Origin of the sequence: Wukongibacter baidiensis (assembly GCF_050888315.1) — a bacterium.
In the GTDB taxonomy this organism is placed as follows: domain Bacteria; phylum Bacillota; class Clostridia; order Peptostreptococcales; family Caminicellaceae; genus Wukongibacter; species Wukongibacter baidiensis.
The window spans coordinates 69,492-90,260 of the sequence record NZ_CP138202.1 but is presented as its reverse complement, the minus strand read 5'-3'; the positions used below and the strand labels follow the sequence as shown (position 1 = coordinate 90,260).

The window sequence follows — 20,769 nt, the reverse complement described above, 5'->3', positions numbered from 1 at the left end:
GGTGAAATGATGGAGAAAAAAAGAACCTATATTGCAGACATTGATCGTGGTATTTACGATATAAAGAATGAAGATAGATACAGTTATAAAACTGACAAAGGACTAACATCTGAAATCATTGAGCAAATCTCCTACGAAAAGAATGAGCCTAAGTGGATGAGAGATTTTAGATTAAAATCCCTTGAAATATACAATAAAAAGCCTATACCAACCTGGGGTGCAGACCTATCAGGTTTAGATATCGAAAACATAACTACCTATGTACGCCCTGAAACAGATATGCAAAGCAGTTGGGAAGATGTTCCCGAGGATATTAAGCAGACCTTCGACTTATTAGGAATACCTCAGGCAGAGCGAGAATCCCTTGCAGGAGTTGGAGCTCAATATGATTCTGAAGTTGTATATCACAATTTAAAGGAAGAGCTTATTGAACAAGGTGTTGTCTATACCGATATGGAAACAGCTGTCAAAGAATATGAGGATATAGTAAAGGATCATTTTATGAAACTTGTACCACCAAGTGATCATAAATTCGCTGCCCTACATGGTGCAGTTTGGTCCGGTGGCTCATTTGTTTATGTTCCCGCAGGAATCACAGTGGATATACCTCTACAATCTTATTTTAGGTTAAATTCCCCTGGAGCAGGTCAATTTGAACATACCCTTATTATTGTAGAAAAAGGTGCTCACCTTCATTTCATAGAAGGCTGCTCTGCACCTAAGTACTCCGTAACAAATCTACATGCAGGATGTGTAGAGCTATTTGTTAGGGAAAATGCTAGATTGCGATATAGCACAATAGAGAACTGGTCAAGAAATATGTATAACTTAAATACAAAAAGAGCCGTTGTTGAAAAGGATGGTTTGATCGAATGGGTATCTGGTTCATTTGGTTCTAAAGTTTCTATGCTCTACCCCATGAGCATCCTAAAGGGTGAAAGAGCTAGAGCAGAATTTACAGGAATCACCTTTGCTAGCTCAGGTCAATACCTTGATACCGGTGCAAAGGTAGTTCATGCGGCCCCTTATACTACGTCAAATATCAATTCAAAATCTATATCAAAAGCTGGCGGCCACGCATTTTATAGAGGGCTTCTCAGGGTTGCACCGAATGCCCATCATTCTAAGTCTACGGTATCCTGTGAATCTCTTATGCTCGACAACAAGTCTAAGTCCGATACGCTACCTATCATTGAGCTTAAAAATGATGATATTGATATTGGCCATGAGGCTAAAATCGGTAGGATTAGTGACGATGCTATTTATTACCTTATGAGCAGAGGTATAACGGAAGAAGAAGCTAAGGCCATGATTGTAAGAGGATTTGTAGAACCTATTACAAAGGAACTCCCCTTAGAATATGCAGTTGAATTGAACAACTTAATCAATATTGAACTAGAAGGTACTATTGGATAGTGAGGTGATAAAATGTTTACTATAGATTTGTTAAATAGATTAAATAAAGATCAAGAAAAATGGGTGGTCGATTATAGAGAGAATAAATTTAGTCAGTTTAAAGAGCTGTCTATTCCTAACTGGAAAAGAATAGGCTTCAACGACTTCTCCCTCCCCCGCTTTCAAGAATATAATAAAGCATTTTTAAGTATTGATAAAAGCGCTTTAAATGGAATATTTGTAGAGAATATTTTAGATGGATTGAATGATAATGCTGAAATTAAGAACTATTTAAGCTTAGATGTAAACTACGGAGTTAATAAAAAATTTGTTGCTCTTGGAGAGTCATTTTATAATTCAGGTATTTTGGTTCACGCAAAAAGAAATTTAAAATCCGAATCTCCTATATATATAAACTATGCCATGGACAAAGACAATCCTATGGTCATAGATCATAATCTTATAGTTGCTGAAGAAGGCAGCGAAATTACTGTAGTTATTGATTACAGCACCGACCACGAAAACTCTACCTTCCATAATGGCGTGACAAAGATATTTGTAAAGGATAGAGCTATTGTAAATGTTGTAAAGATACAAAGGATGAATAGAAGTTCTCATCACTTTGATTCCAATATAGCTATTGTAGAATCTAATGGTCAGGTAAACTGGATAACTGTAGAGCTTGGTAGTAAAATTGGAGCCTCTAGCTTTATTACAAACCTAAAGGGAGATCATAGCGAAGGCACTCTACACTCTATCTACTTTGGAGATGGTGATACAAAGTTAGACTTAGGTTATACAATGAATCATTTTGGCATGAGGAGTAACAGCAGTATTGACTCTAGAGGTGCCTTAAAGGATAATGCTAAAAAAGTGTTTAGAGGAAATCTTGACTTCAAACAAGGTTCTAAAAGGTCTAAAGGTAGCGAGAAGGAATATGTTACCCTACTAGATCCTACTGTAAAGTCAGATTCTATTCCGATTCTATTCTGTAGTGAGGATGACGTTGAGGGAGAACATGCAGCAAGTGCCGGTCAAATCAGTGAAAACCAATTAGTATATTTAATGAGTAGAGGTCTAAGTGAAAAGGATGCTAAGAAACTGATTGTAGAAGCATCTTTCAAGCTTATAATAGATAAGATTCCCTTTGAAGCTATAAAGTCTAAGATAAGTAGTCATGTACTTAGGAGGTTATCCTATGAGTAAGTTCACTTTATTAGACACTAGAAATGATTTTCCGATACTTAGTGAGACTATTGGCGACAAACCATTGATATATCTAGATAACGCGGCTACAACCCATAAACCCAAGATCGTCATTGATTCTTTAAAAGAATACTATGATACAAGTAATGCCAATCCCCATAGAGGTGCCCATACCCTTAGCGTGAGGGCAACTGAAGCCTATGAAAATGCAAGGGAAAAGGTTAGAAAGTTTATTAATGCTGGTCATAGTGAGGAAATAATATTTACAAGAAATACTACTGAATCCTTAAATCTATTGGCCTTTACCTACGGAATGAAATTCTTAGAGCCTGAGGATGAAATAGTAATCTGCATTAGTGAGCATCACAGTAATATACTGCCCTGGCAGCAAGTTGCTATGGCCAAAGGTGCCAAGCTTAAGTATATGTATATTGATAATGAGGGTCTTCTACCCCATGATGAAATAAGGAGTAAAATCACAGACAGAACAAAGATAGTTAGTATCGCCCATATGTCTAATGTTTTAGGAGTGATAAATCCAGTAAAAGAAATTATTGATTACGCCCATGGAAAAGGCGCAGTAGTCATAGTAGATGGAGCCCAAAGTACTCCCCATATGAAGATAGATGTAAAGGATTTAGATGCTGACTTCTTCTGCTTTTCAGGTCATAAAATGTTGGGCCCTATGGGCATCGGCGGTTTATATGGAAAAAAGGAACTTCTTGAGTCTACTCCCCCCTTTCTATTAGGTGGAAATATGATTGAATATGTAGATAAGTATAGCGCGACCTTTGCACCCCTACCCTATAAATTTGAAGCTGGGACTCAAAATGTGGCCGGTGCCGTTGGTCTAGGTTCTGCTATTGATTATTTAAATTCAATAGGCATCGAAAATATATTTAGACATGAAGCTGAACTGTTATCCTATACTCTAGATAAAATGCTCCAAGTTCCATATGTGGATGTCTATGGTACTAAAGACATTGCTCATAGGGGCGGTGTTATATCCTTTAATATAAAGGATATTCATCCCCATGACGTTGCTAGTATATTAGATAGTTATGGTATCTCTATAAGGTCTGGGCATCACTGTGCTCAACCATTGATGAAATACTTAAACCTTCCAGCAACATGTAGAATCAGTTTCTATTTATATAATACAAAGGATGAAATAGATTTCTTTATTGACAGTCTAAAATATGTAAGGAAGTGGTTAGGTTATGGATCTTAGCTTAATTTATACGGAATTAATAATGGAACATAACAATAGTTCTCACAATAAACGATCCCTAGATAATCCTGATATTAAAGAACGGGGACATAATCCAAGTTGTGGAGATGATATTACTTTAGAGCTAAAATTTGATGGTGATATTATAGAAGATGCATCCTTTACAGGCATTGGCTGCGCAATCTCCCAGGCTTCAACATCAATCATGATAGATTTGATTAAGGGCAAGCCCATAACTGAAGCTTTAGAACTTGTAGAGACCTTCATTGGAATGATAAAGAAGGAAGTTACAAATGAAGAAGACCTAGAAATATTGGAAGATGCCATAGTACTAAAAAATATTTCAAACATGCCTGCAAGAGTTAAATGCGCTGTTCTTGCGTGGCACTCTCTTAAAGAAGCTTTAAATCAATTCAGTGTTTAGTGATATAAACATAACCCATAGCTTTCCTTTTCAAAGGATTTCTATGGGTTTTCCTCTAACCTAACTTTTACATTTCTCTTTTGTCTTATCCGCATTTAAAAAGTAAAATCGTCTACTTTCCAATTTTAGCTATGGGAATTAAATAAACTTTATTACTTTATTTAATAAGCCAAGTATATAATCTAAAAAACGGATTAAAATAAATATGTAATCAATATTTACAAATACATGGAGGTGAATTAGTATGTCAGTTGTATGTGGATGTTTTGATGTATCTGAAGAAGAAATTCGCGCAGCTGTAAGAAACGGTGCAACTACTGTTGAAGCAGTTGGAGAGGCAACAAGTGCTGGAACTGGATGTGGCGGATGTCAATCACAGATTCAAGATATTATTGATGAAGAAACTAAGTAATATCAAATTAATACCAATTACCTTCACTTTGTAATTGGTCGGGTATAAACGTTTTACATATAAATGAAAATTTCTTTTTACTTTAAAATACTATTCTCAAAAATAGCTTATCTAGTTTATCAGAAACCTTTAACAAAATAGTTAGGCAAATCACCTTTCTTTAGTTTTTGTCTACATTTTAATGGGGCTGTCTCATAAAGATTTCTTATGAGTACAGCCCCTGGGTGTTTCAGAAATTCGCCATTCTGGGACACCCCAGATCATCTGTATTAACTTTTAAAGTTATAACCCAAATCGAAGGCATCCATATTCATATCAATAGCTTTAACGGGAACATTTTCTCTAATAGATTCCTTCCAAGTCTCTACTTTAATATCTAAATACCTAGCTAATATCCCAATTAATATAACATTAGCAACTTGCTTCTTTCCTATCTTTTCCCCTTCTTCGATAGCATTAATATCTATTACATCATATTTATTCTTAAGGTTTTCTATATCCTCATCTGGGTACTCACACTTTTCCTGTTGTACTGGTGTTGGATAGAATTTTTTGTTATTTAAAATAATCCTACCACTTTCCTTAAGCATATTACTCCATCTTAATGCCTCAAGAGGTTCCATTGCTACTAGCAAATCTGCATCTCCAGGTCTTATGTTTGGCGAATAGATTTTCTTACCTATTTTGACATTTCCCCAAACCATTCCTCCTCTTTGAGATAATCCTACTACGTCATTACTTTTTACATCATAGTCATCCATTAAAGCCGCCTGAGAAATTATCTTAGTCATAAGGACAAGTCCTTGTCCCCCAACTCCACCTAACATAATATTAGTTGTCAACCTGCTCATCCTCCCTATCTATATTTGCTGAAGACTTAATAGCGTTAACGGGGCAGACCTGAGCGCATACACTACATCCAACGCACATATCTTTGTCTATAGATGATTTTAGTTTTTCAATGCCTTCATATTTGATCATTCTAAGGGGAGGACAATTTGTTCTAATACAGGCTCTACAACTAATACATATATTAGGATCAACATAATAATATGGTTCCTCTATGTTATACTTTAGCGCGCATGGTCCATTTGCTACAATAAAAGATAAGCCCTCATATGCTATTTCCTCATCAAACAGCTTTTTTGCAGCCTTGTAGTCATATTGATTTATTTCCTTTACTCTATCAAATCCCATATTTTCTAGTAGGGTTTTTATTCCTACCTTCATATCATTCTTTTTGTTATAAAGGCCTGAACTACCATTGTGTTGGCCACCGGTCATAGCCGTAGTTCTATTATCTAGGACTATAATAGTCATATTTTCATCATTCTTTAGCTGATGCAGCAAATTAACTGAAGTAGGTAATCCGGAATGAAAGAATGTTCCATCGCCTATAACTGCTACTACTGGCTCTTCTGACTCATTTATCGACATAGCTTTTCTAATTCCCTTAGTTATTCCTATACTAGCTCCCATGCTTATTATGGTATTCGATTGCTCAAATGGAGGAAGCGCAGCCATAGAATAACATCCAATATCTCCAATCACTATCTTAGCCTTAGATTTTTTCAAAATATCAAAAGTTGGTCTGTGGGGGCATCCAGTACAAAATAGGGGTGCCCTAGGTACTGTCTCCACAAATCTCTTTGCGTATGGTCTCTTGTCTTTTAGTATACCAGCCTTATATAGTCCCTCTTCTATATCCTGTATGTCTAATTCACCAGTGAACGTGAAGTACTCTTTACCCTCGCAGACTATTCCTTTTAATTTAAGCTCATTTTCAATAAAGGGTGTCATCTCTTCTATCACGATTACTTTTTTGTATTTACTGGCTATTTCCTTTACTCTTTTTTCAGAAATAGGATATATAAGACCCAACTTCAAGATGCTTGCATTCACATCTAGCTCTTTCAAGTTATAATATACTAACCCCGATGTAACTATTAAAGTCTCAGCCCCATCCTTTGTTTCCAAAGTATTTAATTTCGTATCATATGCATACTCCTCTAGCCTTTCCAATCTTTCTTTCATGAAGAATTGAGCCTTTCTTGAACCTGGAGGTATCATACAATACCTATCTTTGTCAGAAATTATCCCCTTTGGTTCTACTTCTTTTCTCTCTGCTAAATCTACAACACTTCTACTATGACATAGTCTACTAGTTATCCTTAACATCATAGGAATAGAAAATTCTTCACTCAACGCTAGTGCTTTTTTAGTAAAATCTTTAGCTTCTTGACTGTCAGAAGGGTCTAATATTGCCATGTTCGTGAACTTCCCCATGACTCTATTGTCCTGTTCATTCTGAGAACTGGCAAGACCAGGATCATCACCGGATACTAAAACAAATCCACCATTGATTGGTGTTTGAGTAAATGTCATAAGGGGATCTGCTGCAATATTAAGACCTACGTGTTTCATTACAACCATAGATCTGACTCCATTAAATGAACCTCCTATAGCTACCTCTAATGCCACTTTTTCATTAGTAGAGAACTCAGAATAAACGTTCTCATAATGGCCTGTATTCTCGATTACATCAACGGTTGGAGAACCTGGATAACTTGTAGCCACCTTCCCTCCTCCCTCATAGAAGCCCCTTGCAATGGCCTCATTACCTGTAAATACTACTTTTTCCTTCATATTCAGTTTACCACTCCTTTCAAATTCTTAATAAATTATTCAGCGATAATAATCTCTATAGTGAAAAAGAAGTTAGATATCTCTAACTTCTCAGATTGTTAACAAGATGGTAGGCTGTTAAAAAGCTCGAAGGTCAAGGCGTGCTGAAAGCAAGAGACCGCAGCGTATACAGATATACGTAAGGGTTCTTGGTTGAAGTAACAACGAAGAAATTCGGGTTTGTTAACAGCCTCAGAAGTCAGATATCTCCAACTTCTTAATCCTTTAATTACATTAACATAGGCTCATCTTTAATTAGCACTTGATTATTTTTTAATATCTGCTTAGTTCTATTTCCTTCTTCTAAGGAATCTAAGTAAACTACTTCACTCGGGGTTATTTTTATTACCTTAAGATTATCCTTCTCATGCTGGTAATGATCAAAGCAATATTTGTGTGCCTCATTCTTTAATGCATTGTCTTCAACGCTAGTTGTTGCATTTCCAAATACTTGAACACCTTTAATTCTTCTATAGTTCAAGTATTCAGTATTAACCAAGAGGCAAACATTATGGTTTTCTTCTATAGCCTTAAACTTGTCTCCTCCGGCCGAAAGTATGTATATGTCCATGTTATCTCCCAGAAAATATTGTACAGGACTACTTCTTGGAACACCATTTAATGATGTTGCTAATGATGCTGATTTATGTTCTTTTAGAAAATCTAGGATTTCACCTTTTAACTCCGAAGATGTCATTTCTTTATGCATAATATCCTCTCCTTATCATTTTATTTCTATATATACAAAATTATTATTTGAATAAGTAAACCTAGATTATTCATTTCTTTTAATAGGCCTATTTTTTCCATAAAAAAAGCTTTAGACCTGACACTACTTTTTAAGTATAGTGTCAGAATCTAAAGCTTCAGCTAACTAAAATTTAGAATTTTATTCTTACTTCATGAACATTTCGATATCTGCATCAACGCTTCCTACTCCACCTATTCCAAATGTTTCAACTAATACTTTAGCTACGTTTGGAGATAAGAACGCCGGTAATGTTGGTCCTAAGTGGATGTTCTTAACACCTAGGTATAGTAATGCTAATAATACGATTACAGCTTTTTGCTCATACCAAGCTATGTTATAAGCTATTGGTAGATCATTAACATCATTTAATTGGAATACTTCTTTAAGCTTAAGTGCGATAACTGCTAGTGAATATGAGTCATTACATTGTCCAGCATCTAATACTCTAGGAATTCCACCGATATCGCCTAAATCTAATTTATTGTAACGATATTTAGCACAACCTGCTGTTAATATTACTGTATCCTTTGGTAATTTCTCAGCGAACTCAGTATAGTAATCTCTAGACTTCATTCTACCGTCACAACCAGCCATTACAAAGAACTTCTTGATAGCTCCAGTCTTAACTGCGTCTACTACCTTATCAGCTAATGCAAGTACTTGGTTATGTGCAAATCCACCTACTATTTTACCTGTTTCTATTTCTGTTGGTGGGTCTAATCTCTTAGCATGCTCAATTACTGCTGAGAAGTCTTTAACACCGTTCTCGTCTGCTACGATATGCTTACATCCTGGGAAACCTGTTGCACCTGTAGTGTAAATTCTTTCAACATGCTCTGCCTTAGGTGGTACAATACAGTTAGTAGTAAATAGTATTGGTCCATTGAATGTTTCAAATTCTTCTTTTTGCTTCCACCAAGCATTACCGTAGTTTCCTACAAAGTGATCATATTTCTTGAATGCTGGATAGTAATGTGCTGGTAACATTTCACTGTGTGTATAAACATCTACGCCAGTACCTTCTGTTTGCTTTAATAATTGCTCAAGATCCTTAAGATCATGACCTGAAATTAATATAGATGGGTTATTTCTAACTCCAATATTTACTTCCGTAATCTCTGGGTTTCCATAAGCTCCTGTATTAGCAGCATCTAACATAGCCATTGTGTCTACACCAAACTTACCAGTTTCAAGTGTAAGAGCTACTAAGTCATCTGCACTTAATGTATCATCTAAAGTAGCTGCAAGAGCCTTAGAAGTAAATGCAAATATTTCTTCGTTTTCTTTTCCTAGATTGTACGCATGCTCTGCGTATGCAGCCATACCCTTAACACCATATGTGATTAGTTCTCTAAGAGAACGTACATCTTCGTTTTCTGTAGCTAAGATACCAACTTCTGAAGCTTCAGCCTTTGCCTTTATAGCTTCATCTGTGTCAGCAGTCCATGTTGCAGCATCATGTAAGTCATCAAGAGATACACCTTTATTTTTAAGCTCTGCTTTCATTTCTTCTCTTAAAGCTAAACCTTTTTTAATTTCATCTACAAACATTTCATCATTAAAGTTAGCATTTGTGATAGTCATGAATAAGCCATTCATTATAAAGTGATCTGCTTTAGGGAATTTCACACCCGCCTTAACACCTTTTTGTTCTAATAAAGCAATACCCTTTAAAGTGTATACCATTAAGTCCTGTATATTGGCAACCTTATCTGTTTTACCGCAAACCCCTCTAGCTGTACATCCAGTTCCTTTTGCAGCCTCTTGACATTGATAACAAAACATACTCATTTTTTTGTCCTCCTTTTTATATAAATGTAATATTTACCTTTCTTATGTGTATATCATATAATAATTTGATATTTATTTCGGTATCCTATGTTACGAAAAATAACTTAATAAGAATCTTATTTCAATTCCTCTTTATTTTTTATACTTTTCTTCGTTGAAATATAAAGGGTGTAAGCCTTCCAACTATAGTGGTAGGTTTACACCCTTTATTATATATTTTTAAATATGCGTCTAATAAACTTGAGTTAGTTATACTTATCAATCACACATTCATATCCTTAATATCTAACCAAAATCTAATTTGAAGTTTCTTCAATATAGCTATATCTTTTAATTTTTCTACTTCCATTATAGGTAGTAATCACAACATTCGAGTTATATTCTCTAGAGACCTCTTCTGCAATTGATTCTAAGAATTCCTCAAACTTTTTATCATTTTTTTCTTTCCACTTATCTGAATGAAAGTTTTGACAGTACATCCCAATTTTCAAATATTGAGATGTATCTACAGAATCATCTATAGAGTCTTTATTAAACCTATACTGGAACTCTAAACTTGTATTTTCATCTGTATATTTTCCATAATAATAGTTTAGATCACCTTGATCAAAACCTTCTTCAAATTCTGTATTCAGTTCATTTTTTTCTACATAGTATTTACCGGCAATTTCTTTTTCCTCATCATATATTATTATATTTACATACTTAAAGGGCTCCTCAAGCAATCCATTTACAGCCCCTTTTAAAAAGGATTCAAAATCATCTTTATCTCTATCTGCCCATTGGCAAGAGTCTTTATCAAAATTCTTACCTTTAAATTCTATAGTAATAGCGTCCTTACTTTTTTTAGTACTAATCCCAAATCTCAAGTCATATCTTCCTTTTGAATATATATAGGTTCCATCATCTAAAACTTTCTGATCTTGGCTATCATCTATACTCTCCATTTCTTCTACTTTTATGTCTTTTTCATCCTCAATTATCGCTGTAAAATCACCTATATTTTCATTATATTCATATCTTGCGAGCATGCGATTTTTTCCACTTTCAGAATATATCTTTATATAAACATCCTTACCAAATTCCTCACTTATTTCTTCTGACATACCCTTTAAAAAATTTCTAAAATCATGAATGTCTCTATTCTTCCAAGAAGAGTCATAATGGCTGAAGTTTTGCCCTACCATTATAACCATTATATAATTTGAACTGTTTTTTGATTCATATTCAAATTCTAATTCTCTACCATCTTTTATATATTTTGCATAGGTACTGTCCAGATCATTTTCTAGGTCATTTACATTGTAATCCTTTAAATCATTATGTATTTTTTCAACTATTGACTTTCTCGTAGAATATCTGTATTTTGCAACTACATTATTATTTTTGTCATAAATATAAAATGAAATTTTCTTTTCTGAACTTTTGTTTATTTCTTGTACTAAAGTTTCAATTAACTTTTGAAAATAGATATCCTCATTATTCAGTTTAGAAGAGTCCTTATGAAAATCTTGACCTTTCATTTTTACCCTGAGATAATCTTCAAATTCCCTAAGTTCATACTTAAATTCTAAAGTTTTACCTTCGAAAGTTTTTTCCTTATAATATGTGTTTAAATAGTTCTCCAAATCAAGTGTATTCTCTGCTACTTCCACTTGTTCGACATTACCTATACTGTTATTCATTGCAAAAGATGGAATGGTGCTAGTTAAAAATATTAGTAATACAGCTATACATTTCTTATTCATATATACATCCTCCTATAGCGTTTTATTTTAAACTCACTTCATTTGGGATTTTATTCCATTATAGCATGTTTTAATCATTTATATTATTAAAATCATCTTACAATTCAAATTCTATCTTCTTACTAATTCACAAATATGTAAGAAAAACGGCTATAAAAACATTTACTATGCTTTTATAACCGCCTTTACTCTTCATTATTAAATATTATTCACTTGTTTTCAATGCTTCAACATCAATAATTTTAAATGAGGACCTGTAAAAATCTATAATTCCCTCATCCTTCATTTTAATAAGCTCCCTTGATAATGAGGGTCTAGATACATTTAAAAATTCTGCTAGTTCATTCCTTTTTAAAGGTATCATAAATGTTGGTTTTCCAGTCTTATAATATTGCTCCAATAAGTATAAGCTTATCTTTCTTCTTATACTTTTTATAACTAAATATTCCACTTTCCTATTGAGTCCGAGGGCCTTTTTTGAAACCAGTGACAACATGTTTCGTATTAATTGTGTATGCCCAGTACACATATTTGAGCAGGTTCCAATGATTCTTTCCGGTGGCAAAAAGATTACGGTACAGTCTGTAGAGGCAATGACTGTGGCAGTCCATTTATTACAATCAGAAAATGCCATCATCTCACCAAATATATCTCCCTCATTCAACTTTGCCATAATCACTCTATTACCTGCAGCATTTTCCTTTGTTACAATTACTTCACCTTCAACAACTATACCTATTCCATTAAACTCATTTTCAGCTATGGTTACATATTCTTTCTTTTTGAAATAAGAAATATTAGGTTGTATACACATCAACATCTTATCCAGTTCATCTATTTCAAAGTTTCTGAATAACTCAACCTTTCTTAATGAATCAATCCATTTTTCATACATAAGATTCTCCTAAATATATTATTTGATAACATTAAACTTCTATAATAAATTATAGTATATTGCTTTATGTAAAACAATAGAGCAAATTGCATAATATATGAAGGATTAAATCATCTATATAGAACGCATTTACAAATCTGCATTTCGGAGATTTAACAGCTAACACTTCTAAGGATGGTAAATCTTCATAATATAATAGATTTTTCATCACTTATATAATGCTTTTCAATCTTGAATAATTTCTATTTTACCTTCCTGAATAAATCGATTAATTGTCTTAATAGGTATTTTAGTATCCATATACACATCCATAACAGTTGGAAATCTATTTTGTGATAAGTATTCTTCTACTATTTTAAACTCATTATAATCCTTTTTGCTACAGGGTCCGCAAAACTCCTGGTTCTTTGTTTCCTTTACAAAAAAAGTTTCACAAATTTTACAAATCGCTCTCTCCATCTCCATCACCTACAGTAATTTACTTGATATACTTTTATTTACAGCAACTTATATTATAAAAGTATCAAATACTCATATCAAAGTCAATGGATATTGAAATTCTAATGGTTTTAATGCAATGTTACTACAAAATCGAATGCCTCTTCCAGTACATAGGTCCTATTAAAATGCTACTACTATTAGGATTATCAGTTAATCTAAATTAAGTACTTCTTTCATTAGTATATATATTGTTTTCTTCTATCCATTTAAGAAACTCTTTTCCATTTTCAATATATCCTTATTTACTCATAAAATTCACCTACACAAAAGCGACTTCAAAAAACGCTATTACCTAGTAACAAGATAATAGCGTTCCTTTTCCTATAAATCTACTTCCTCAAAATCGCTAGCTTCAACTTCATCTTTCATACCGCTTTTTGCTATATTGTTTTCTACAATCTTAGCAACATCTTCTTTAGAGTTCTTCTTTAATAAATCTAGCAGATTAAGTCCTGTAATCGCTTCAACTGTTTCTGGTAACTGAGACATCATGTTTGTCACATAACCCGATACCTTTGAAGCACCGCTTGATTTACCTTCTCCACCATTATCAACAATAACGATCTTTTCAGTTTTAGAAAGTGGCTCAGCCATATGTTTTGCAATCTCAGGTAATTTTTCAACAAGCATTTGAATAACTGCTGCTTCATTGTACTGCTTAAATGCTTCAGCTTTTTCAAACATTGCCTCTGCTTCTGCCTTACCTTTTTGCTTAATAACTTCAGCTTCCGCCTCACCTTCAAGCCTTATAGCTTCTGCTTTTGCTTGACCTTCTAATTTTATCATTTGAGATCTAGCTTCAGCTTCTTGTATGCCTTTAAACTTCTCCGCTTCTGCTCCTAGCATTGTAGCTCTTGATCTAGCCTCGGCTTCTTGTATTTGCTTATACTTCTGAGCCTCTGCTTGCTTCTTAACACTTGCTTCAAGTTCTCTTTCTTTTCTAAGAGCTTCCTTCTCTGCTACTTCAGTCTCTTTATCCTTCTTTAAAAGCTCAACGGCCATTTCAGTCTCAGTAACTTCCTGCTTAACTTTATTTTCCTCGATAATATAAGCAAGGTCAGCCTTAGCTTTTTCAGTTTCCTGTTCCTTTTTATACGCCTGTACTTTAAGTTCTTTATTTTTGTTAAATTCTGCTATCTCTGTTTCCGCCGCAATCCTAGCCTTTTCTCCTTCTTTATTGGCTATAGCCGTATTAACTTTAGCATGTCTTTCAGCTTCAGCAGTTTTAATATCCTTTTCAGCCTTTGCATTTGCCTCAGCTATCTCAGCGTCCCTTTTAACCTCTGCTATTCTTTTCTTACCAAGGGCTTTAAGGTAACCATTTTGATCAGATATGTCTCTTATAGTAAATGCTTTAATTTCTAATCCCATGCTAGCTAAATCTAGTGCAGCTACCTCTTGAACCTGAGAAGCAAATTTTTCTCTATCCTTATAGATTTCTTCTACGGTCATCTTTGAGATAATTTCACGTAGCTTACCTTCAAGTACATCCTTTGCTGTACCCTTGATGAAGTTTATGGTATCTGATTCTTTACCAGTATTAAACTGTTCTACTGATGAATATATAGATTCTTCATCGGATTTTACCTTTATTACAGTAACACCATCTACAATTATATCTACACCTTGCTCTGTCAATGCTCCCTCAGTACGTACGACGATCTTCATATTTTCAAGTGATATTGTATCCACACGTTCAAACAGTGGAATAACGAGTCCACCGCCTCCCGATATAACTCTTTTCTTTAAACCAGTTATAACAAGAGCCTTATCCTGTGGTGCTTTTCTCCACATGCTTAGGATACCTACAACCAAAATTACTATAACTGCTACTATAATCCCTGGAATAATAAAGTTTGCTAAAGGCATATAATTTCTTCCTCCTTCAATAATTTTATTTTGTTTACTCTGAGTTATTACTCATCAGATGGAGCATCTGAAAAAAGTTCTTCGCTAGGCGTTACATAAAAAACATTGTCTTCAATAGATATAATGACTACTTCAGTTCCTGTTAATATAGCCTTTTCCTTAATGCTTTTAGCCGGCGAAGAATATGTATTCCCTTTGTTGCTATAGGCAATTTGCCCAAATGCGTTCTCCATTATTGTTGACGTAACCTTAGCCGTTACCCCTATCAAGTCCTTCTGCGAAGCTGCACTTGTGTTCTGGGCTTTATATAGCGGAAGAACTATTAGCCTATAAATTAATAATGAAATTGTATAGGCTATTACAAAGGAAACAATGAAACTTGATATAACTGAAAAGTTCTTCAATGTGGTAATTATACCTACTCCTCCAAATACTGTTATAAAAGTGACTATGGTTATTGGTTTTATTGGTAAGACAGTCATTACTCCGATATCAATATCTCCATCCAACTCTAATGAATCAAATAAATGTCCCAAAACCAATGTAGCAACTGCATACAGTACTCCTGTAATAAAAGTGATCTTATATATTAAATACATGGATAATTAATCGAAACCTCCTTTCCAAACTTGAACTTATTAAATAACAAAACAGATCTCTGAGCATACTCAAAAAAGCACCTTCTGGTCTACTTTTATAAGGATTTATTTTAGAGGCATATATAATTGTATTACACAATTCTACTAACAATATCTATTACCTTCTTAATATTTTCTTAATTTGTAATTTTTCCTAAAATTATCCTTAAAAACAAGATACTAGTTTAAAGTAATCTTCTAAATAAATCATATAGATTCGGTATGTCAAATATCTCATTAAGTATTATATAAATGACGGCACATAAAATGGCAGGCCAAATTCTAAGTCTATTCTTTCTATTTGCAGAGCTACCCATGATTTGTCCTCTCCCTTCTTAGAATAATTCAAAACAAAATCACAGCTCATCCCTGTAACCAAAGAACACCTCAAGCTATTATTCTAGCCAGAGGTGCTTTTCAATCATATAGTAGATCATTAATATAGGGTTACGCAGTAAAACTTACTTTATTCAGGTTATATTTTAAAATGCATATACCACTTTATTGGAAGAATCCAAGACATATAATCAATTAACTTAATGGTCCCACTCAAAAATCCAGTACCAAAAATTATTGAAACTAATAGAAATGCTTGACTTGCAAAGTTATAACTTCTTTTTGAGTTAAAAATATATCCTATTAAGATAACCAGCGCCCAAATGCATACTATATAAAAAGTGGTAATTACTAGATTGAAAATAAATCCAGTAGTCCTTTCAGAAGTAAAATTAGACAACATTATGAATGAAACTATAAAAGGTACAATAATGTTAAGTACTTGCTTTATTAGGTCTACAGTATAATATTTCATTTTGCTTAAACCTGATAATTCAAGACGTGTTATTATTCCCCTTTCTCTATCATCTACTACCCTTTTTCCAAAGCTTATAACTATAAATATTATTATACTAGCCCAAAGTATTTTGAAGGAAATCCATGCCTTGGAAGTCTCATCTACTTCCAATTTACCTCCCCCACCATCAATTCTTTCAATGTTTAGGCTTAGTATTCTATTGTTAGCCATTGATTCTTCAAATTTTTGTTTAAAATCTTCTTTACTAAGGTCAATATCTAGGCCACGGATAGTATCAAACACATCTACATATAGCCATTCCTTTACTACTATTAGACCAATTTGATCATTTAACCATTTAACCGTTGTAGAGTTTACCTCTTTATGTGCAATTAATGTATCATCAAATTTTCCGCTCTGAATTTTTCTTTGAAAGCCTTCCTTGATTTCATAAACAACGTCGTATTTTCCCCTAGCAAGCTTCCTCAAGGTTGATTCTAGTTCTTCCTCTATGGACAGTTCTATCTCACTATATTCTCCCATTTTCTTTATAAGGGAAGAGGATAGTTCTGTCACATCATGATCTATAATGGCAACATTATAAACCTTAGAAGTATCCCTCGCTTCCTTATCTATATAAGTGCAGATATAGGTTATTACGATGGGAATTAGTAAAAGCATTACTAAGTTTCTTTTTTTGCGAAACTGCTCCTTAATCTTAATACCTAATAGAGTCCTCAAACTACACCCACCTCCTTTTATGGATATAGCCGATTGATCCTGTGAGTATAGCAAAATACAATATAATTACTAGCATCCTTTCAAAGGTTAAAGAGTATCCTAATAATAGATTGTGTCCTAGAGTTAATATATTTAATCTACTAAGCTCTTTAAACACTCTCCCCATAGAAGTAAGTGGTAAAATAATTCCGCTAACGAAGGAAGTCATTATAAATACTACTACAAAAGCCCAGTCCCTTAATGTATCATTAGTTATAGCAACATAAAAGATAATTACCAACATATGAATAATTGCATTGATTAAGGCAAAGCCAGATATAAACTTCAGAAGTTCACCTAGAGAAAAAGCACCGAATATAACCATGAAGACCGTTTTAAAGGCTACTACAAGTAAGGATGAGAAAATTACTCCCGCTACGATCTTTGCTAAATATACATGCCAAAGGCTAAAACCACTATTTAAAACCCTCTGAATTTTCCCCTTTTTCAAATCATCATCCATATCTAAATGAAACAAAATAGCACTTATTATGGAAATGATGAGTAACGATGTGGCAAAGTAATAGTTGATGAGTGAAGCTCCATAAAAATTATCCAAATCCTCGGTTTCTTCAAAAACTCTTCCCCTTGTTAGAAATGAACTCATATACTTTAGTGCTATCTTATTTAGTGCCCCAAGTCTCTCATCTACATTAAATCCCTCAGCCTTCATAATATCCCAATATATCATTGCGCCACTTTGTCCCTCATTCAGTACCTCTACAAGGTTCTCTAGATATTGGATGAGAAACTGTGTAGTGATATTTGGGTTGTCTTTTATGTATATTTTAAGCGCCGCAGCTTTACCATAGTTTAAACGATCAGTGGTTCCTTCTTCGATATGTATTACTGCTATTACTTCATCACTATTTAACTTCTCAAGTCCACTATCAATATTTGTTTCTTCAAAATCTATTACACCCTCTAACTTATTTTCCATAACATTATTAAGAAGAGTTGTTACTTCAAAGGATTTGTCTTCAATGGCCATAGCTACCTTTGAGTCTATTTTCACTCCACTATTTCTTGAAACAAAAACAAACATGTTAACAAATAGAATTAGTAATAAAACCAGTAGCACAACATTCGAAAGCTGGTTTAAAATACGCTTCATTTCCATTTTTGTTAACATGCTAAATTTGCTATATTCAGATCTTAGATTTAATTTCATCATTAAAATCACCAAAATATTTCTGCTTTCCATTTTTTATTATTAGAAGTTTATTACACGTGTTCTCTATGAATTCTAGTAAATGGCTTGTAATAACTATAATCTTACCTTGTTTGCTCATATTTAAGATTATGCTTTCAATATCTCTCCTAGCCATATAGTCAACTCCCACCACAGGTTCATCCATAAATATGAACTTAGGATCTCTAATGAGACCTATGGCAATATTAACTCTACGCTTTGTACCCCCTGATAATTTCGATACTCTAGTTTTAAATTCCGCTATCAAACCTAAGCCATCAGCTATGCTCTTAGCTTTTTTTAATACAACAGCCTTATCAGTGCTAATTGCAGCACCAAATAGCAAGAGATTATCTTTAATAGTGAGTTCATCATAAAGTGCTATTTCCTGAGGCACATATCCAATTACTTTTTTCATATCGTCATTATATGGCTTGTCTTCAATGTAGTATGAAGCACTTCCACTATCAGGTTTCGTTATCGTAGATAAAATTGAAATTAAAGTGGATTTGCCGGCTCCATTTGGGCCGACAATTCCTAAGACATCTCCGTCTTTCAATTCAAAGTTTATATCTTCAAGTATATTTTTTTTCTGTATGTTTTTACTTATATGGCTTACTTTGATCATTTTCTTAATCCCCTTATCTATGTGTCAATTCTTAAAGTTCATGGAATCTCCATATAGTAGAAACGTTCTTAATTTTCTTTGAAATTTATCTTAAGTTTAATCCGGATTTAGTATTCGTCATCTATATATGATACAATTTTTGAACATAATTGACAATATTTTTCTTTGAATTTGTTCTCAATAAACATTTATTAAACATCTTATTCATATTATTGCTTCTAGCCTTTTTACTATACCTCCTGTGCTAATGCGACTATTCTCCCGTTACTAACCGTTGCTGTTGCAAGACCTTCAGTTATTTCAATAGGTGTAACTGAAACAAAGTAATCGCAACAGCCAGGACATGTCACACAATCACAGAAAGTAAAATCAAATGTATTCGTTGATCTATCTATGACTAATAGAGTTATTCTACTTAAGAACCAGACACCTAGTGATATTGGTTCTCCGCCGTCACATACTCTAAACAGCTCATATCTTAATTGAACTCTTCCTGTATTCACAAGGCGTTCAAAACTAACGGTACTTGAAAACTCAATATTCACTTTAGGTTTGCTAAGTTTCGTTGTATCTATAGTAACCTGTGCTAATTGAAAGGCTGAATCGCTTGGTGAAGTAAAAGTTCTACTTCCAGTTCCCATACCACATTCCCAAAAGGCTTTTTTAGGTTTAGGACTCTTTTGCATATAGTGAGTACAATCAAGCTTTCTACTATCAAAGCAAATAGATTCGTCCTTTGATGACTGAGCGATTGCAGTTATCCTAGCATTATCAACTGTCGCTCCTAAGAAAAATCCTGGAACGTCTACATCTAGCTCAATCCCTGTTACAGTTACAAAGTATTCACAACAACCTGAACAAGTTACATTTTCACAAAATACAAAGCTAAAAGCTTTATCTACAGCTGTATTAAATTCAGTATTTGTTCTTTCAAATGCCCAAACTCCACGTGATAAAGCGACTCCCCCATCACAAACTCTAAACAATTCAAACTCCAAACGAACATCTAAAACACTGAAGTCGAGACTAATAATACTTGAAAACTCAATCAAAACTTCAGGCTTGCATAAGCAAGTAGTATCTATGGAAACATGTGCTATTTTAACTGGTGGTTGTGATATAGTTGGTTCTCTAAAGGCTACACTTCCGTTTCCTTGACCACACTCAAGAAATATCTCTTCTGCTTTAAGATGCTTTCGTCTGGACTCTTTGTACCCATCTTTTAGGTTAGATTCATCCTTTGAAGCATCACATGTAGGCTGAATTATTGAAGCTATTCTTCCATCACTAACAGTTGCTGTGGCAAGGGCAATTTCAAGGGGAGTAACTGTTACAAAATACTCACAGCACTCAGGGCAGCCCATACATTCACAATAAATAAAGCTAAAGGATTCAGTTTGTCTCTCAAATACATCCGGTGAGGAGCCAACCTCTTCAAAAAGCCAAGTCCCTAAGGATTTAAGTTCATCTTTACCACATGCTCTAAACAATTCGTACTGTAACCTCACTGTTGCTCCACTATCTAATGCCATCATATTTACAAGACTAGAAAACTTTATTAGTATCTCGGGTTTCTTTAGCCCTGTCGTATCAATGGTAACATGAGCTAGTTGAAAAGAAGCCTCATTGGATGATGTAAATGTTCTACTTCCTGTTCCCTCTCCACATTCAAGAAGTATTTCATTTGGTTTAGGATGTTTTGGTATGCATTTGGCAGATCTTACACCTGATTTACAAGCTTTATTATCTTTATGACAATTCACATTTGTCATTTATTTACCTCCTATTATTATAATAGATGTGTAATTATAATTTCACAAATATCCTCAT

Annotated in this window: 19 protein-coding genes; 5 read left to right on the top strand and 14 right to left on the bottom strand. The window is 33.9% G+C overall.

What is annotated here, in order from left to right; genetic code table 11:
• The first annotated feature begins 9 nt into the window (after positions 1-9).
• The 5 genes from sufB (at position 10) to R9X47_RS00420 (ending at position 4,668) form a co-directional block, all read left to right on the top strand.
• A complete protein-coding gene (gene sufB, locus R9X47_RS00440; RefSeq protein ID WP_432667563.1) occupies positions 10-1,416 on the top strand; it encodes a Fe-S cluster assembly protein SufB in 1,407 nt (468 codons plus the stop codon).
• Between the two features lie 12 nt (positions 1,417-1,428).
• On the top strand, positions 1,429-2,601 hold the full coding sequence (sufD, locus tag R9X47_RS00435) for a Fe-S cluster assembly protein SufD (protein ID WP_432664692.1): 1,173 nt from the start codon (positions 1,429-1,431) through the stop codon (positions 2,599-2,601).
• Entirely contained in the window at positions 2,594-3,832 is a 1,239-nt protein-coding gene (locus R9X47_RS00430) for a cysteine desulfurase (RefSeq protein ID WP_432664691.1), read from the top strand. Before sufD ends, R9X47_RS00430 begins: the two co-directional genes overlap by 8 nt.
• Complete coding sequence (gene sufU, locus R9X47_RS00425) at positions 3,822-4,256, top strand: Fe-S cluster assembly sulfur transfer protein SufU (RefSeq protein ID WP_432664690.1); 435 nt, start codon at positions 3,822-3,824, stop codon at positions 4,254-4,256. Before R9X47_RS00430 ends, sufU begins: the two co-directional genes overlap by 11 nt.
• A 244-nt stretch (positions 4,257-4,500) precedes the next feature.
• A complete protein-coding gene (locus R9X47_RS00420; protein WP_432664689.1) occupies positions 4,501-4,668 on the top strand; it encodes a (2Fe-2S)-binding protein in 168 nt (55 codons plus the stop codon).
• Positions 4,669-4,937: 269 nt separating this feature from the next.
• On the opposite strand, the gene R9X47_RS00415 is transcribed toward R9X47_RS00420, so the two are convergent.
• From R9X47_RS00415 to R9X47_RS00350, 14 genes are all read right to left on the bottom strand, one after another.
• Entirely contained in the window at positions 4,938-5,510 is a 573-nt protein-coding gene (locus R9X47_RS00415; RefSeq protein ID WP_432664688.1) for an indolepyruvate oxidoreductase subunit beta, read from the bottom strand.
• Complete coding sequence (locus R9X47_RS00410; protein ID WP_432664687.1) at positions 5,500-7,314, bottom strand: thiamine pyrophosphate-dependent enzyme; 1,815 nt, start codon at positions 7,312-7,314, stop codon at positions 5,500-5,502. The genes R9X47_RS00415 and R9X47_RS00410 overlap by 11 nt, the downstream gene beginning before the upstream one ends.
• A 268-nt stretch (positions 7,315-7,582) precedes the next feature.
• Positions 7,583-8,062, bottom strand: coding sequence for a pyridoxamine 5'-phosphate oxidase family protein (locus R9X47_RS00405; protein ID WP_432664686.1), 480 nt, complete (start codon positions 8,060-8,062; stop codon positions 7,583-7,585).
• A gap of 186 nt (positions 8,063-8,248) precedes the next feature.
• Positions 8,249-9,895, bottom strand: a complete 1,647-nt coding sequence (gene hcp, locus R9X47_RS00400; protein WP_432664685.1) for a hydroxylamine reductase — start codon at positions 9,893-9,895, stop codon at positions 8,249-8,251.
• 296 nt (positions 9,896-10,191) lie between these two features.
• Positions 10,192-11,643 carry a hypothetical protein gene (locus R9X47_RS00395; RefSeq protein WP_432664684.1) on the bottom strand — a complete coding sequence of 484 codons (1,452 nt, stop codon included), beginning with the start codon at positions 11,641-11,643 and terminating at the stop codon, positions 10,192-10,194.
• 205 nt (positions 11,644-11,848) lie between these two features.
• Entirely contained in the window at positions 11,849-12,538 is a 690-nt protein-coding gene (locus tag R9X47_RS00390) for a Crp/Fnr family transcriptional regulator (protein ID WP_432664683.1), read from the bottom strand.
• 225 nt (positions 12,539-12,763) lie between these two features.
• Positions 12,764-12,997 (bottom strand): hypothetical protein, encoded by a 234-nt coding sequence (locus R9X47_RS00385; protein WP_432664682.1) that lies wholly within the window; start codon positions 12,995-12,997, stop codon positions 12,764-12,766.
• A 363-nt stretch (positions 12,998-13,360) separates the two neighbouring features.
• The gene (locus tag R9X47_RS00380; RefSeq protein WP_432664681.1) at positions 13,361-14,908 is read right to left on the bottom strand and encodes a flotillin family protein; all 1,548 of its coding nucleotides are present in this window, start codon (positions 14,906-14,908) and stop codon (positions 13,361-13,363) included.
• Between the two features lie 47 nt (positions 14,909-14,955).
• Positions 14,956-15,507 carry an NfeD family protein gene (locus tag R9X47_RS00375; RefSeq protein WP_432664680.1) on the bottom strand — a complete coding sequence of 184 codons (552 nt, stop codon included), beginning with the start codon at positions 15,505-15,507 and terminating at the stop codon, positions 14,956-14,958.
• 224 nt (positions 15,508-15,731) lie between these two features.
• Positions 15,732-15,863: a hypothetical protein gene (locus R9X47_RS00370; RefSeq protein WP_432664679.1), complete on the bottom strand. Its 132-nt coding sequence runs from the start codon at positions 15,861-15,863 to the stop codon at positions 15,732-15,734.
• A 158-nt stretch (positions 15,864-16,021) separates the two neighbouring features.
• Positions 16,022-17,080: an ABC transporter permease gene (locus R9X47_RS00365; protein ID WP_432664678.1), complete on the bottom strand. Its 1,059-nt coding sequence runs from the start codon at positions 17,078-17,080 to the stop codon at positions 16,022-16,024.
• 1 nt (position 17,081) lies between these two features.
• Positions 17,082-18,293, bottom strand: a complete 1,212-nt coding sequence (locus R9X47_RS00360) for an ABC transporter permease (RefSeq protein WP_432664677.1) — start codon at positions 18,291-18,293, stop codon at positions 17,082-17,084.
• On the bottom strand, positions 18,268-18,939 hold the full coding sequence (locus R9X47_RS00355; protein ID WP_432664676.1) for an ABC transporter ATP-binding protein: 672 nt from the start codon (positions 18,937-18,939) through the stop codon (positions 18,268-18,270). The genes R9X47_RS00360 and R9X47_RS00355 overlap by 26 nt, the downstream gene beginning before the upstream one ends.
• Before the next feature lie 230 nt (positions 18,940-19,169).
• On the bottom strand, positions 19,170-20,711 hold the full coding sequence (locus tag R9X47_RS00350) for a DUF4489 domain-containing protein (RefSeq protein ID WP_432664675.1): 1,542 nt from the start codon (positions 20,709-20,711) through the stop codon (positions 19,170-19,172).
• Between the last annotated feature and the right edge of the window lie 58 nt (positions 20,712-20,769).